At 72.8% G+C, this 14,045-nt stretch carries 14 protein-coding genes; 8 read left to right on the forward strand and 6 right to left on the reverse strand.

What is annotated here, in order from left to right; all coding sequences use genetic code 11:
• Nucleotides 1-101 precede the first annotated feature (101 nt).
• The 6 genes from ACFYWM_RS01775 (at nt 102) to ACFYWM_RS01800 (ending at nt 6,619) form a co-directional block, all read left to right on the forward strand.
• Entirely contained in the window at nt 102-3,527 is a 3,426-nt protein-coding gene (locus tag ACFYWM_RS01775; protein ID WP_389907318.1) for a type 2 lanthipeptide synthetase LanM family protein, read from the forward strand.
• On the forward strand, nt 3,527-5,692 hold the full coding sequence (locus tag ACFYWM_RS01780; RefSeq protein WP_389907320.1) for a peptidase domain-containing ABC transporter: 2,166 nt from the start codon (nt 3,527-3,529) through the stop codon (nt 5,690-5,692). The genes ACFYWM_RS01775 and ACFYWM_RS01780 overlap by 1 nt, the downstream gene beginning before the upstream one ends.
• 64 nt (nt 5,693-5,756) lie before the next feature.
• Nucleotides 5,757-5,933, forward strand: a complete 177-nt coding sequence (locus ACFYWM_RS01785) for a hypothetical protein (RefSeq protein WP_389907322.1) — start codon at nt 5,757-5,759, stop codon at nt 5,931-5,933.
• Between the two features lie 90 nt (nt 5,934-6,023).
• Nucleotides 6,024-6,197, forward strand: coding sequence for a hypothetical protein (locus tag ACFYWM_RS01790; RefSeq protein ID WP_389907324.1), 174 nt, complete (start codon nt 6,024-6,026; stop codon nt 6,195-6,197).
• Nucleotides 6,198-6,228: 31 nt separating this feature from the next.
• Nucleotides 6,229-6,396 carry a hypothetical protein gene (locus tag ACFYWM_RS01795; protein ID WP_389907326.1) on the forward strand — a complete coding sequence of 56 codons (168 nt, stop codon included), beginning with the start codon at nt 6,229-6,231 and terminating at the stop codon, nt 6,394-6,396.
• A gap of 46 nt (nt 6,397-6,442) precedes the next feature.
• On the forward strand, nt 6,443-6,619 hold the full coding sequence (locus ACFYWM_RS01800; protein ID WP_389907328.1) for a hypothetical protein: 177 nt from the start codon (nt 6,443-6,445) through the stop codon (nt 6,617-6,619).
• A 228-nt stretch (nt 6,620-6,847) separates the two neighbouring features.
• On the opposite strand, the gene ACFYWM_RS01805 is transcribed toward ACFYWM_RS01800, so the two are convergent.
• Nucleotides 6,848-7,609 carry an MFS transporter gene (locus tag ACFYWM_RS01805; protein ID WP_389907330.1) on the reverse strand — a complete coding sequence of 254 codons (762 nt, stop codon included), beginning with the start codon at nt 7,607-7,609 and terminating at the stop codon, nt 6,848-6,850.
• A gap of 321 nt (nt 7,610-7,930) precedes the next feature.
• Between ACFYWM_RS01805 and ACFYWM_RS01810 the strand changes: the two genes are divergently transcribed.
• A complete protein-coding gene (locus ACFYWM_RS01810) occupies nt 7,931-8,179 on the forward strand; it encodes a hypothetical protein (protein WP_389907332.1) in 249 nt (82 codons plus the stop codon).
• 100 nt (nt 8,180-8,279) lie between these two features.
• Here ACFYWM_RS01810 and ACFYWM_RS01815 read toward each other — a convergent pair whose 3' ends face one another.
• The 5 genes from ACFYWM_RS01815 to ACFYWM_RS01835 all read right to left on the reverse strand — a co-directional run bounded on the left by ACFYWM_RS01815 (nt 8,280) and on the right by ACFYWM_RS01835 (nt 12,876).
• Nucleotides 8,280-9,044, reverse strand: coding sequence for an SDR family NAD(P)-dependent oxidoreductase (locus ACFYWM_RS01815; RefSeq protein WP_389907334.1), 765 nt, complete (start codon nt 9,042-9,044; stop codon nt 8,280-8,282).
• Between the two features lie 22 nt (nt 9,045-9,066).
• Nucleotides 9,067-9,507, reverse strand: a complete 441-nt coding sequence (locus ACFYWM_RS01820) for a MarR family winged helix-turn-helix transcriptional regulator (RefSeq protein WP_389907336.1) — start codon at nt 9,505-9,507, stop codon at nt 9,067-9,069.
• Nucleotides 9,504-10,073, reverse strand: coding sequence for an NAD(P)H-dependent oxidoreductase (locus ACFYWM_RS01825; RefSeq protein ID WP_389907338.1), 570 nt, complete (start codon nt 10,071-10,073; stop codon nt 9,504-9,506). The genes ACFYWM_RS01820 and ACFYWM_RS01825 overlap by 4 nt, the downstream gene beginning before the upstream one ends.
• Nucleotides 10,074-10,324: 251 nt before the next feature.
• Nucleotides 10,325-11,950 carry an L-glutamate gamma-semialdehyde dehydrogenase gene (pruA, locus tag ACFYWM_RS01830; RefSeq protein WP_389907340.1) on the reverse strand — a complete coding sequence of 542 codons (1,626 nt, stop codon included), beginning with the start codon at nt 11,948-11,950 and terminating at the stop codon, nt 10,325-10,327.
• Complete coding sequence (locus tag ACFYWM_RS01835) at nt 11,950-12,876, reverse strand: proline dehydrogenase family protein (protein ID WP_389907342.1); 927 nt, start codon at nt 12,874-12,876, stop codon at nt 11,950-11,952. The genes pruA and ACFYWM_RS01835 overlap by 1 nt, the downstream gene beginning before the upstream one ends.
• Nucleotides 12,877-12,969: 93 nt before the next feature.
• On the opposite strand from ACFYWM_RS01835, the gene ACFYWM_RS01840 reads away from it, so the two are divergent.
• The gene (locus ACFYWM_RS01840; RefSeq protein WP_389907344.1) at nt 12,970-14,040 is read left to right on the forward strand and encodes a PucR family transcriptional regulator; all 1,071 of its coding nucleotides are present in this window, start codon (nt 12,970-12,972) and stop codon (nt 14,038-14,040) included.
• The last annotated feature ends 5 nt before the right edge of the window (nt 14,041-14,045 follow it).

Raw genomic sequence — 14,045 nt, forward strand, 5'->3', positions numbered from 1 at the left:
GCCTGAGGCGGCCGACGCCCCCATGACCCCCGGCGGGCCCGCGCGAATATGGGGGCGGCGCCCGCATGTGGCCCGCGCCGCGCGTCGGCAGAGTGCCAGCCATGAGCGGAGACGAAATCACCCCGGGGGCGGCACCCGAGCTCGGCGCCGCGTGGTGGGCGGACGGGCTGACGCTGGCCGAGCGGCTGGATCGGACCGGCGGGGACATCCCCGCCGGACGGGCGCCCGAGTCGGCCGGCGAGACCGCGCGCTGGCGGCTGCGGGAGTGGCGGAACGCTCACGGGCTGCTGGAGAGCGGGCAGTTCGACCGGCGGCTGGCCGCGGCCGGGCTCACCGTCGAGGAGCTGACCGCGTTGCTGGACGAGGAGCCCGCCGCGCTGGCCGGCCGTACCGCCCGGCCGGACTGGGCCGTACAGGCCGCCGAATCGATCGCCGCGGCGCGCGCGACGCCGCGAGCCGAGGCAGTCGCCGGCGCGGACGGGATCCCCGCCGGCGAGGGGTTCGCGGCGATCGTGGCGCCGTTCGCCGAGGGCGCGCTGCGGCGCCTGGGCGACGCGCTGGACGCGTGCGGCCCGACCGTCCAGGCGGACACCCTGCTCGCGGCCTGGGGCACCGAGCTGCGGCAGCTGCTCGTGGCGCCGGCGTCGCGGACGCTGGTGCTGGAGCTCAACGTCATGCGCGTCTCGCGGAGGCTTGAGGGGGCGACGCCCGAGGAGCGGTTTGCGGACTTCGTCCGGTGGTTCGGGCGCCCCGAGGCGCTCGCCGCGCTGTGCGAGGAGTACCCCGTGCTGGCCCGGATGCTGGCCCAGACGGCCGACCGGTTCGCGGCCGGCCGGATCGAGATGCTCGCCCGCTACGCCGAGGACCGTCCCTACATCGTGCGGACGCTGCTGGGCGGCGCCGACCCCGGCCCGCTGATGGAGGTCGAGGGCGGCGGCGACACCCACCAGGGCGGCCGCGCGGTGAGCCTGCTGACCTTCGGGAGCGGCGCGCGGGTGGTCTACAAGCCGCGCCCGCAGGCCGTTCACCGGCACTTCAACGACGCCCTGGCCTGGCTCGACGAGCGCGTCGAGGGCCTGGACCTCATCCGCCTGGCCGTGCTGGACCGCGGCCCGTACGGCTGGGTGGAGTTCGCGCCCCACCTGCCCTGCCGGGACCGGGAGGAGGTCGCCCGCTACTACCACCGGCTCGGCGCGCTGCTCGCGCTGCTGCACGCCCTCGACGGCGCCGACTTCCACTGCGAGAACCTGATCGCCTGCGGCGACCGGCCCGTGCTGGTCGACCTGGAGGCCCTGCTGCACCCGCTGGTGCCCGGAGCGGGGATCGAGCGCCTCATGGACGACCCGGCGGCGCTGGCCCTGGAGTCGTCGGTGAACCGCAGCGGCCTGCTGCCCGAGCTGATGGTCGGTGAGAGCGGCGTGATCGACCTGTCCGGCATGGGCGGCGACAAGGACGCCGTGCTGCCGATGAAGACGCCGACCTGGGCCGGACAGGGCACCGACGAGATGCGGCTGGTCCGCGAGAACCTGGTCTTCCCCGGCGTGCGCAACCGCCCCCGCCTGGGCGAGGACGAGGCGGACCCCGCCGACCACCTGGACGACCTGCTGGCCGGGTTCGGCCGCGGCTACGAGGCCATCGTGGCCGACGCCCCCGCCCTGGTCCGGCTGCTGACCACGTTCTCCGGCGACGAGGTCCGCGTCGTCCCGAGGGCGACCCGCACGTACGGCAAGCTGATGATGGAGTCCACCCATCCGGACGTGCTCCGCCACGGCCTCGACCGCGACCGCGTGCTGGACTACCTCTGGGCGATCACCTACGGCGACCGCACCCGCGAGCGGCTGATCGCCCACGAGGCGGAGGACCTCTGGGCGGGTGACATCCCGATCTTCACCACCCGGCCGGGCAGCCGCGACCTGTGGAGCTCCGGCGGCGTCCGGATCCCGGACGTCCTGCCCGAGCCCAGCCTGAGCCGCGCCGTCCGGAAGGTCCTCTGCATGGGCCGGGAGGACCGCGCCCGCCAGGAATGGATCATCCGGGCGTCCATGGTCACCCGGGACCGCTCCGGCCTCGCCGCCCTGGCCACCGGCACGACACCCCCCACCCCCACTCCCACCCTCGCCGTCGGCACGACGCCCCCCGCTCCCACCTCCGCCCCTGCCGTCGGCACGACGCCCTCCGCCCTCGCGGTAGGCGCGACGCCCCCCGGACCCGCCCCCACCTCCGCTTCCCCGGCCGCCCCGCCGGACGAGGCCCGCCTGATCGCCGCCGCCCGGGACGTCGCCGACCTCATCGACCGCCACACCTGCTCCTCCGGACCCGGTGGGCGCGTCAACTGGCTCGGGCTGGAGCTGATCGAGGACAAGTACTGGAGGTCGCAGCCGCTGAGCTGGGACCTGTACGGCGGCTACCCCGGCGTGGCGCTGTTCCTGGCGCAGTGCGCCGCCGTCACCGGCGAGGAACGGTACGCAGACCTGGCCCGGCGCGCGGTCGCCCCGCTCGCGAGGCTGGCCGACGACCCGCCGGAGGAGGGCGTCATGGGCGCCTTCACCGGCCTCGGCGGGGTCGCGTACACCCTGACCCACCTGGCCGCCCTGCTGGACGACCCGGTGCTGGCGCGGCCGGTCGAGGACCTGGTCGAGGCGTGCGCGAAGGCGGCCGGCCAGGACGAGGCGCTGGACGTCATCGTCGGCGGCGCCGGAACCCTGGCCACGATGCTCGCGATCCACCAGGTCACCGGGTCACCCGCGGCCTGGCGCGCCGCGGAGGCGTGCGCCGAACGCCTGCTGGCCACCGCGGTCCCCACCGGGGCCGGAGTGGCCTGGCACACGCCCATGAGCGGCGAACGGCCGCTGACCGGCTTCTCCCACGGCGCCGGCGGCATCGGCTGGGCGCTGCGCCGCTACGCCGAGGCGGGCGGCGACCCGCGCGCCCGTGACACCGCCCTGGCCGCCTTCGCCTACGAGAGCGAGCACTACCGGCCGGACCTGCGGGGCTGGCCCGACTACCGGCAGGGACAGGGCGGCGACGACATGCTCCACGCCTGGTGCCACGGAGCACCCGGCATCGGCCTGTCACGCATCGGCGGCCCCGCGCCCGAGCACCTCGACCGGACCCCCGACCAGCACCCCGACCGGACCCCCGACCAGCACCCCGACCGGGACCTCGACCGCGCGCTCGCCGCCGAGGCGGCGCGCGGGCCGATGACCAACCACAGCCTCTGCCACGGCGAACTGGGCAACCTCGAACTGCTCGTCCAGCTGCGCCACCGGCCGGAGGCGGCGGAGCTGCTGGCGACCCGCACGGCCCACCTCCTCGACGACCTGGCCCGCCGGGGCCCCCGCTGCGGCGCGCCCGGCGCCGCCCCCACCCCCGGCCTGATGAACGGGCTGGCCGGCATCGGGTACGGCCTGCTGAGGCTCGCCCTGCCCGACCGAGTCCCCTCCGTGCTGCTGCTCGACGCGCCCGCGCGGCCTGACCGCGTCCCGTCCGTGCCGCCGCTCGACGCGCCCGCCGGGGGTGAGCGCTGATGGGCAGGGTCCCGCTGCGCCACCAGCTCACCTCCACCGAATGCGCCGCGGCCTGCCTGGCCATGATCGCCAGCTTCCACGGCAGGGACACCCGGGTCGCCGAGTGCCGGGAGATGCTCGGCATCGGACGCGACGGCGTGTCCGCCGCCCACCTGATCGCCGCCGCCCCCCGCATGGGCCTGCACGCGCGAAGCGAGCGGACGGAGCGTCTCGGGCCCGTCGACCGGCCCGCCATCGCCTATCTGTCCGACCACCACTTCGTCGTCGTGGAGAAGGTCACCGCGCGGCGCGTCCGCCTGGCCGACCCGGCCGGTGGCCGCCAGTGGCAGAGCCTGAAGGACTTCGACCGGCGCTTCGGCGGCGTGCTGATCCACGCCTCGCCTGGCCCGGAGTTCGTCCGGCGGCGCACTCCCATGCGGGAGTGGCTGATGCTGCGCTACCTGCGCGACTTCGTGGCGATGCCCGGCAGCCGGAGCCTGCTCGCCGCCGTGCTGGCCTGCGCGACCGTGCTGAAGCTGCTCGCCCTGGTACTGCCGCTCGCCACCCAGCAGGTCGTCGACACCTTCGCCCCCGACCGGCGGACGGACATCCTGCCGCTCTTCGCCATGGTGGTGCTCGGCACCACCGTCCTGGCCGGGGTGACGACCCTGCTGAGGGAGATGGCGGTGCTCACCCTGCGCGTCCGCGCCGAGGCGACGCTGGGACGGCAGCTCATCCGCCACATGCTGCGGCTGCCGCTGTCGTTCTTCATCCAGCGCCGCAGGGGAGACCTGCTCGCCCGGCTCGGCAGCGTCTCCACCACGCGCGAGACCGTCACGCAACGGCTGCTCATCCTCGTGCTGGACGCCGCGCTCCTGGTGGGCTACCTGATCGGCCTGGCCGTCCTCGCCCCCGGCTACGTGCCCGTCGTCCTCGCCCTGGGCGCCGCCCACGTGCTGCTGGTGGTACGGGTCTCCTCCCGGGTCGCGGCCGTCTACCAGCGGGAGCTGTCGGCCAAGGCCGAGGAGCAGAGCTACCTCACCGAGACCCTGGAGGCCGTGGTCCCGGTCAAGGCCAACGGCGTGGAGGGACGGGCCGAGCAGCACTGGGCGCGCCTCTTCGACACCTACCGCGTCGCCCTGGTCGCCCGCGGCCGGATCACCGCCGGCCTGGAGTCCTTTCACCAGGCCCTCACCGTCGCCGCCCCGCTGCTCCTGCTGCTGACCGGCCTCGGGCTCGTCCTGAACGGCGGCATGACGATCGGCACCGCGCTCGCCGCCAGCACCGTCGCCCTCGCCGTGCTCGCCCCCCTCCAGGGGCTGGCCAGCGCGGGCCAGAGCTACCCGATGCTGCGCAGCCAGATCGAGCGGGTCTACGACATCGTCGACGCGGACGAGGAGCCCACCGGCCCCGTACGCCTGCCCGCGCACACCGCCAGCGGCGTCGAGGTCGAGGACCTGGTCTTCCACTACCAGGCCGACGCCCCGCCGGTACTCAGGGATCTCACCTTCACCGTCCCGCCCGGCACCAAGCTCGGCATCGTCGGCCGTACCGGCTCCGGCAAGAGCACCATCGCCCTGCTGGTCCTCGGCCTGCTGCGCCCCACCACCGGCGTGGTGCGCCACGACGGGCACGAGCTGGACGACCTCGACGTCCACGACCTGCGATCCCGCTGCGGTGCCGTGCTGCAGGACCTCAACCTGTTCAACGGCACGATCATGGACAACCTCACCCTCGGCCGCGAGGACGCCACCGAGGAGGAGGTGGTGCGCGCCGCCCGCATCGCCGGGCTGCACGACGACGTGAAGGCCATGCCCATGGGGTACGGCACCCTCGTCGGCGAGGCCGGAGCCGCGCTCTCGGCCGGGCAGCGCCAGCGGGTCGCCCTGGCCCGCGCCCTCGTCCACAAGCCTCGCCTGCTCATCCTGGACGAGGCCACCAGCCACCTCGACCCCGAGACCGAACGCCGCGTCGACGCGGCGCTGTCCGGGCTCGAGGTCACGCGGATCGTCATCTCACACCGGCTGAGCGCGATCCGCGACGCCCACAGGATCCTCGTGCTCGACCGCGGCCGCATCGTCGAGCGGGGCACGCACGAGGACCTCGTCGCACGAGAGGGGACCTACCGAGAGCTGTTCGCGCACGACGCGGCCCCCCGGCAGCGCGCCGGGGCGCTGAACGCGTGAGGCGCGCCCGGTCCCGTGGACCGATCCCGACGCACGAAATCCCGACCCAGAAGGAGGGCACGTCATGCCCGACAACGAGCTGATCCGTCAGTGGAAGAACCCGCAGGCCCGCGCGGCCGACCTGGCCCACCCGGCCGGGGACATCAGCCTGGACGACACCCGCGTGGTCGGCGGCCGCGAGCCGCGTACCGAGTACGCCATCTCCTACGGCTGCTGCCCCACCGGCATGTGGTGCGGCTGATCCGCTCCACCGCGAAGGGTCCCAGACCTACCTCCGCGCCGGTCCAGCCGGAGCTTCCCGAAGTATCGAATCCCGCAAAGGAGTCATGAAATGTCAGATAACGAGCTGATCCGTCAGTGGAAGAACCCGCAGACCCGCACCGACGGCCTGGCCCACCCCGCCGGGGACATCGCCCTGGACGACGCCCGCGTGGTCGGCGGACGCCCTCCGGTGACCGAGTTCCTCTTCTCCGTGGGCTGCTGCCCCACCGGCATCTTCTGCTGATCCTCGTCCGCCCGTACCAAGGAGTCATGTGATGTCCGACAACGAGCTGATCCGTCAGTGGAAGAACCCGCAGGCCCGCACCGACGGTCTGGTCCACCCCGCCGGGGAGATCAGCCTGGACGAGCTGGTCGGCGGCCGTGAGCCCGCCACCGAGGGGCTCACCTCCTGGGGCTGCTGCCGCACCGGCCCCTACTGCTGAATTACGCATCACCGATCCCGACCAATCCCGACCGAGGAGACATGCGATGTCCGACAACGAGCTGATCCGTCAGTGGAAGAACCCGCAGGCCCGCACCGCGGACCTGGCCCACCCCGCCGGGGAGATCAACCTGGACGAGCTGGTCGGCGGCCGCGAGCCGCGGACGGAGCACTACCTCAGCATCGGCTGCTGCAGCACCAGGACGCTCGCCTGCCCGGTGTAGTCCCGCCCGGCCCCGGTAGCGGCCCGGCGTACGGGCCGCACCGGTACTGGCCGGACGTGAGCGGCGGCGTGTCGCGGTCGGGGCCGACACCCTGACCACAGCCGGAAACGCCGTGAACCACCGGAAACGAGTGACGCCTGGGTTTCGCGCGAGACCCAGGCGTCACCTCTTTTCACGGCCCGTCCGGAACAGTCGAACTTCTTGAGATCAGACCGCCGCACGCCTGGGTCAGCCCTCGATGTTCTCCGTACCCCGGCCGGAGGTGTTCCCGCGCAGCACTCCCGGCAGGGTCAGCGCGACGACTACGGTGGCGAGCGTGCCGCCGCCCGCGATGATGAGGGTCACCGGCGCGGAGGTGGCGTCGAGCAGGAAACCACCGGCGACGTAGGACAGCGCGGCGGCCACCCCGACGGCTCCGTAGAGGTTGCCGAAGACCCTGCCGAGCATCCTCGGCGGAACCAGCCGCTGCAGCATGGTGTTGGTGGCCACGTCCATCGCCGCGATGCCGAATCCACGGACGAACTGGGTGGCGAACGCGGCCGCGACGGCCCAGGCCAGTCCGGTGAGCAGGTTGCCCACGCCGCTCACCGCGAAGCCGGCGATCAGCAGGACCACCAGCGGCACGCGGGTGCTGTAACGGGTCATCAGGGCGTATCCGAGGAGCAGCCCTATGCCGACCGCCCCCAGAAGCAATCCCACCGCCGAGTCGCCGGCGGCGAAGTTCACCTTGGCCAGGAGCACCAACGCGACGTCATCGACTCCGTTGAACGCGACGACGGCACAGAAACCCAGGGCGATGATCCGCACCACCTTGGCCGACCAGATGTAGCCCAGCCCGGACTTCGCGTCCTGCAGGAGTGAGGACCCCTCGCCGCCCTCGGCGGGGATCGGGGGGGGGGATCTCAGCCGGAGCAGGAGCGCCCCCGCCAGCAGGAAGGAGGCCGCGTCGACCAGGAGAACGCCGCGGACGCCGATGAAGGGGAACAGCACCGCCGCGATTGAGCCGACGCGGGCTCAACGAGCGCTTATCGGTCCGGTGCTCGTCGGACCAGGCCGGGCATTCGCACTCGGTGTTTTCTTTTCCGCGTCGTTCTGTCCGGGCGGGCTGTCACGATCCTGTGGCAGGCCGGAATACCGGCCTTCATGGCCGACCACGACTTTACAGGGATCCTCGTCTTCGATAAGCGGCTCGACTCCCTTTCGTTTTGATGGTGTTGTACATCGCTGCTCGCACCCTTGTCGGTGAGGAGTGATACGTCGCTGGAATCGTGGTCGGGGGTGGCCGGATTCAGAGAGCCGTCACCATCTGGGATGAGCGCCGCGATCCCGTCGCGTGGATCCTTTCCGGTGATTGAAGCCTCCTTGCAGAAAGGCCCGATTCCGTGTCCCGGTGATTATCGGGGAGGCGAATTCCTCTACTTCTTCGTCCATCGCCTCGCGACAGGAGGTGCCGTTGCGGTGGTGGACGGTCGCCGGGCGCCGCTGGAGGGCATCCGCGCGTCGTCGATGACCCGGCTCTCATCGGAGGCGGTGACCAGCGATGGAAACCCGGCGACGTGAGGCTGGGCCGGGTCCAGCCACTCCGAGGGATGTCACCCCTGTATGGTCCCCCGACAGCCGGAGGGGCGGCCGCCTCCTCCACGGGGCCGGGGGCGAAGGGTCAGCCCGGGGTGAGGAAGTGGCCGTCGGTCCTGACGGCCTCGCCGGTGGTGTTGGTGTTGGCGGCCGAGCACAGATAGACGATCATGCGCGCGGCGTCGTCGGGGTGGCTGACGCGCTTGGTCGCGGCGGCCTCGCCCGCCTTGTCGAGCAGGTGCTGCGGCATGGGCTTGTCCGCGGGGGTGAAGCCCGGCATGACGACGTTGGTGAGGATGCCGGCGGAGGCGAGCTCCCTGGACATCACGCGGGTCAGGCCGTGCAGGCCCGCCTTGGCGGCCACGTAGGAGACGTTGCCGGGGAAGCCGTCCTCGACCAGCCCCGTGGAGACGTTGACGATGCGGCCCCACCCGTTCGCCCGCATGTCGGCCAGCACGGCACGGGCGAGCAGGTAGGGACCGACCAGGTTCGCGGTCACCGACGTGGTGAACCGCTCGGGCGGCGCGGTCTCGAACAGCTCGCCCGGCTCCGGCCAGTCCGGCCAGCGGACGGCGTTGTTGACCAGGACGTCGACCGGCCCGAGCCGGTCGCGGGCGTGCGCGACCGCCGCCTGCAGCGAGTCGGGACTGCCGAGGTCGAGTCGCCAGGCGATCGCCTGGGCTCCGCGCCGTTCGGCCAGGGCGACGGTCTCCTCCGCGGCCCGGAGGTTGGTGTGGTAGCCGACGGCGACGTGCGCCTTCTCCTCGGCGAAGGCCAGTGCGGTGGCCCTGCCGATGGCCGTGCTCGCGCCGGTCACCAGAACGACCTTTCCTGCGAGTCCGAGTTCCATGCGCTCCTCCTGGGAGTGGTGGTCAGGTGAGGTTGTCGCGGACGGCGCGCAGCAGCCGGATGAGACGTGCGGCGTCGTCGGGGGAGAGCCCGGCGCTCGCCCGGCTCTCCACCTGAGCCCACGCGGCCACGACCGCGTCGACCACGGCCTCGCCGCGCTCGGTCAGCCGCAACCGGGTCACCCGGCGGTCGCCGGGGTCCGGGGCGCGCTCGACGAACCCGGCCCGTTCCATGCGGGTGATCGCCTTGGCGATGGTGGGCTGTTCGACGCCGATGCGCTGGACGAGGTCCGCCTGGGTGGTCCCGGGATTGTGGTGAAGGTCGACGACGAGAAGCTCCTGGCCCAGATGCAGGCCGAGCTCGGCCATCCGGCGCTGCATCTCGGCGTGGTGCGCCCTGGCGACCTCGGCGAGGGCGTAACCGATCGGTCCCTGTTCGGCCGCGACCTGCCGCCCGGCGGTCACGCGGGCACCGCCGGGCGGTCGTCCGCGACGCGGGTGAGGACGCGCCGCCACAGCAGGGTGATGTCGCGCCGTGCCTCCTCCTCTGTCAGGACTCCCTCGGCGTCGATGTGACGGTGGGCGAAGCCGACCGCCACGTCGAAGTCGGAGAGCACCTCGGCGCCGACCCGCCGCAGCATGTCGCCGAGCTGCAACTGGGCGAAGACCCCGCCGAACCGGTTGGGGGACGCGCTCATCAGCGCCACCGGCTTGCCCACCAGCGGGCGCGGCGGCGCGAGGATCGACAGCCAGTCGACGAGGTCCTTCAGCTGCCCCGGGATGCCGCGGCCCAGCTCCGGTGTCACGAGCAGCAGCACGTCGGCCGCCGCCACGCGCTCGCGCAGCGCGCCGACGGCCGGGGGGAAGGGCCGGCCGCGGGTGGCGTCCAGGCGGGGAACCCGGGCGTGGTCGTCCCACACCTCCACCCGCAACGGGGGCTCCGCCAGCCGTTGCGCGGCGCGGAGGAGCGACCGGTTGTGCGATCCCTCGCGGGTGCTCCCGCAGATCGCCAGCACGTCGACTATTTCCATAGTCGGCTATCTTATAGTCGGCTATACAAATGCCGCAACCGTCGGGGATCGCTTCGGTGGTACGCCCGCCGTGACCACCGGCGGATCAGAGGTGCGCATGTGAGATCGTCCCCGAGCCCGACGCGTCGAGGACCGATCGTGGAAGTGCGCCGTCGTCGCCGGCAAGACCGATGCCCGGGTCTCCGATTCGAGACCCGGGCATCGCTCCGCCGTGTGACGATTACCGGAAAAATCCGGCGGCGTGCGAAATATCAGCCCATGTGCGGGTAGCGGTGGTCGACCGGAGGCACGAAGGTCTCCTTGACGGTCCTGGCGCTCACCCAGCGGGTCAGGTTGAGGATCGACCCGGCCTTGTCGTTGGTCCCCGACGCCCGGCCCCCGCCGAACGGCTGCTGGCCGACGACCGCGCCGGTCGGCTTGTCGTTGATATAGAAGTTGCCCGCCGCGAAGCGCAGCCGCTCCGACGCCGAGGCGATCGCGTAACGGTCCTGGGCGATGATCGAGCCGGTCAGCGCGTACGGCGAGACGCTCTCCATCTGGTCCAGGACCGTGTCGAAGTCCGCGTCGTCGTAGACGTGCACGCCGAGGATCGGCCCGAAGTACTCCTTGACGAAGATCTCGTCGGTCGGGTCGGCCGACTCCAGGATGGTCGGCCGCACGAAGTAGCCGGTCGAGTCGTCGTACGAGCCGGTCAGCACGTTGATCGAGTCGAGCGAGCGGGCCCGGTCGATCGCGGCCCTGTTCTTGGCGAACGCCCGCCCGTCGATGACCGCGCCCATGAAGGTCGACAGGTCCGCGGCCACGTCGCCGACGGTCAGCGACTCGGCGGTGCCCACGAGCTCGTCACGGATCACCGACCAGACCGAGCGCGGCACGTACGCGCGGGAGGCGGCCGAGCACTTCTGCCCCTGGTACTCGAACGCGCCGCGGACCAGCGCGGTGGTGAGCACGGCGGGGTCGGCCGAGGGGTGGGCGAGCACGAAGTCCTTGCCGCCGGTCTCGCCGACCAGGCGCGGGTAGGACCGGTACGAGGCGATGTTGGCCCCGACCGTGGACCACAGGTGCTGGAAGGTCGGCGTGGAGCCGGTGAAGTGGATGGCAGCCAGCTCCGGGTGCGTCGTCGCGACCTCGGAGACGCCCGCGCCGTTGCCGGTCACCATGTTGATGACGCCCGGCGGCAGCCCCGCCTCCTCCAGCAGGCGCATGGTGAAGTGCGCGGAGAACTGCTGGGTGGGGGAGGGCTTCCAGACGACGACATTGCCCATCAGGGCCGGCGCCGACGGCAGGTTCGCGGCGATGGCGGTGAAGTTGAACGGCGTGATCGCCAGGACGAAGCCCTCCAGCGGCCGGTACTCCATCCGGTTCCACACGCCGGGCGAGGAGACCGGCTGGTCGGCGAGCAGCCGGCGCGCGAAGTCGACGTTGAAACGCAGGAAGTCGATCAGCTCGCAGGCGGCGTCGATCTCCGCCTGCTGCGCGGACTTGGACTGGCCCAGGATCGTCGCGCCGTTCAGCGTCTGCCGGTACGGGCCGGACAGCAGGTCGGCGGCCCGCAGGAAGATCGCGGCCCGCTCGTCGAACGACAGGGCGCGCCACGCGGGCGCCGCCGCCAGCGCGGCGTCGATCGCCGAGCGCACGTCGTCGGCGGTCGCGTCCGCCGTGCGGCCCAGCACCGAGGCGTGGTTGTGCGGCTGGACCACCTCGATCGAGGCGCCGCCGCCCATCCGCTGCTCGCCGCCGATCGTCATCGTCAGGTCCAGCTGGGCCCCGGCCAGTTCCTTGACGCGGTTCTCCAGCGCCGTGCGCTCGGCGCTGCCGGGCGCGTAGCCGAGCACCGGCTCGTTGGAGGGGGCGGGAACGTTGAAGATGGCATCCATTACTTGCCTCCAAGGGCACGAAGGAAGAAGGCGACGTTCGCCGGGCGCTCGGCCAGCCGGCGCATGAAGTAGCCGTACCAGTCGTCCCCGTACGGGATGTAGACGCGCACGGTGTGACCCGCCCCGGCCAGGGCCTGCTGCTTGTCGGCCCTGATCCCGTAGAGCATCTGGTACTCGTACTCGCCCCGGGACCTGGCGAACCGGTCGGCGAGCGTCTCGGTGATCGCGATCAGCCGGTCGTCGTGCGTCGCCACCATCGGGTAGCCCGCGCCCGACATGAGGATGCGCAGGCAGCGCACGTAGGCCTTGTCGACGTCGGTCTTGTTCTGGTGCGCCACCGAGGCGGGCTCGGCGTAGGCGCCCTTGACCAGGCGCACCCGCGACCCCTCGTAGGCCAGGTCGCGGCAGTCGGCCTCGGTGCGGAAGAGGTAGGACTGCACGGCGACCCCGGTGGAGGGGAAGTCCGCGCGCAGCGCCCGCAGGATCGCGAGCGTGGAGTCGACCGTGGTGTGGTCCTCCATGTCGAGGGTCACGTTCGCCCCGGAGGCGCGGGCCGCCTCGCTGATCCGCAGCGCGTTCTCCAGAGCGATCTTGTCGCCGTCGGCGCCGAGCGCCTGGCCGACCGCGGAGAGCTTCACCGACACCTCGGCCCGGTCGCCGAGCCCCAGCCCGCTCAGCGCGCCCAGCAGCGTGACGTACGCCTTGGCCGTCTGGGTGGCGGCGGCGGAGTCTCTCGTCTCCTCGCCCAGGTGGTCGACGGTGACGGCGAGCCCGGCGGCGGCGAGCTTGCGGATCGCCTCGACCGCCTCCTCGGGCGTCTCGCCCGCGACGAAGCGATCGACGACCTTGCGTGTCAGCGGCACGCCGGAGACCGCGCGCCGCACCAGCGGCAACCGGGATGCGCCAAGAAGGAGAGAACCGACCATGTATCCACCCTAAATCTCCTGCTCGACCGGCATCATGTGCATCTGCCACGATCAACGGGCGAGGGCTTCATACATATGTACGACAATGGTGAGGTGTTGCAGGAGACGGTAGACGAGATCGCCGCCAGGCTGGGCGCCTCGGCCACCCTGGAGGACCGGGCCTTCCAGCTCCTGGCCTACGCCGCGCAGAGCGGCGACATCGACGTGGTGCGCCAGGAGTCGATCCTGCGCCGCCGCGCGACGGACCAGGTGCGCGCCTACTTCGAGGGGTACGGCATCGCCGGGGCCCGCGGCCCGGTCCGCATCCCCGCCGACGCCGACCTGGGCGTGCTCGCGCGGGTGTGCGTGCCGCTGCGGCACCACGAGGTGACCTACGGCTACCTGTGGCTCCTCGACGACGGCACGCTCGGCGACGACGCCCTCGCCTCGGTCGGCGACCTGGTCTCCCGGGCCGCCACCGCCCTGGCCCAGGAGGCCCGCAGCCGCCAGGACCTGGGCGCGAACCTGCGGGAGCTGTTCTCCTCCGACGCCGAGGAACGCTCCCGGGCGCTGTCGCGGCTGGACGACGTGAGCGGCCCGGTGGCGGCGATCGCCGCCCGGACCTCACCCGGCCGGGTCGCCGCCCTCTGGACGCTCCCGCGCGCCGCGCTCGCCGACCCCGCCTTCCCGGTGCGGGGCGAGCCGCTGGTCGCCCTCCTGGTCCCGGCGGGCCAGGCGGCGGAGCTGGCCGACCGGATCCAGGGCATGTACGGGACCGTGGTGGGCGTCGGCGCCCCCAGGGAGGAGCCCGCGCAGGCCTGGCGCAGCTGGCGGGAGGCCGTGCACGCGCTCGGCGTCGCGGGCCGGGTGCCCGCGCTCGCCCCCGTCGCCACCTGGCCGGGGCTGGGCGTCTACCGGCTGCTCGCCCGGATGTCCCCGGCGGGGTTGCGGGAGCTGGCGGAGGAGGTCGCCGGGCTGGCCGAGGAACCGGAGCTGGCCAGGACCGTGGAGGGCTACCTCGACCGCGCCGGTCACGTCCAGGAGACCGCCGGCGCGCTCGGCGTGCACCGCCAGACGCTCTACTACCGCCTCGCCAAGGCGGAACGGCTCACCGGCAGGGACCTGGCCGACGGCGAGGACCGCCTGCTGGTCCACCTCGCCCTCAAGGCCGCCCACCTGCTCTGACCCGC

The sequence above is a fragment of the Streptosporangium sp. NPDC002721 genome, from assembly GCF_042888905.1.
Lineage (GTDB): Bacteria > Actinomycetota > Actinomycetes > Streptosporangiales > Streptosporangiaceae > Streptosporangium.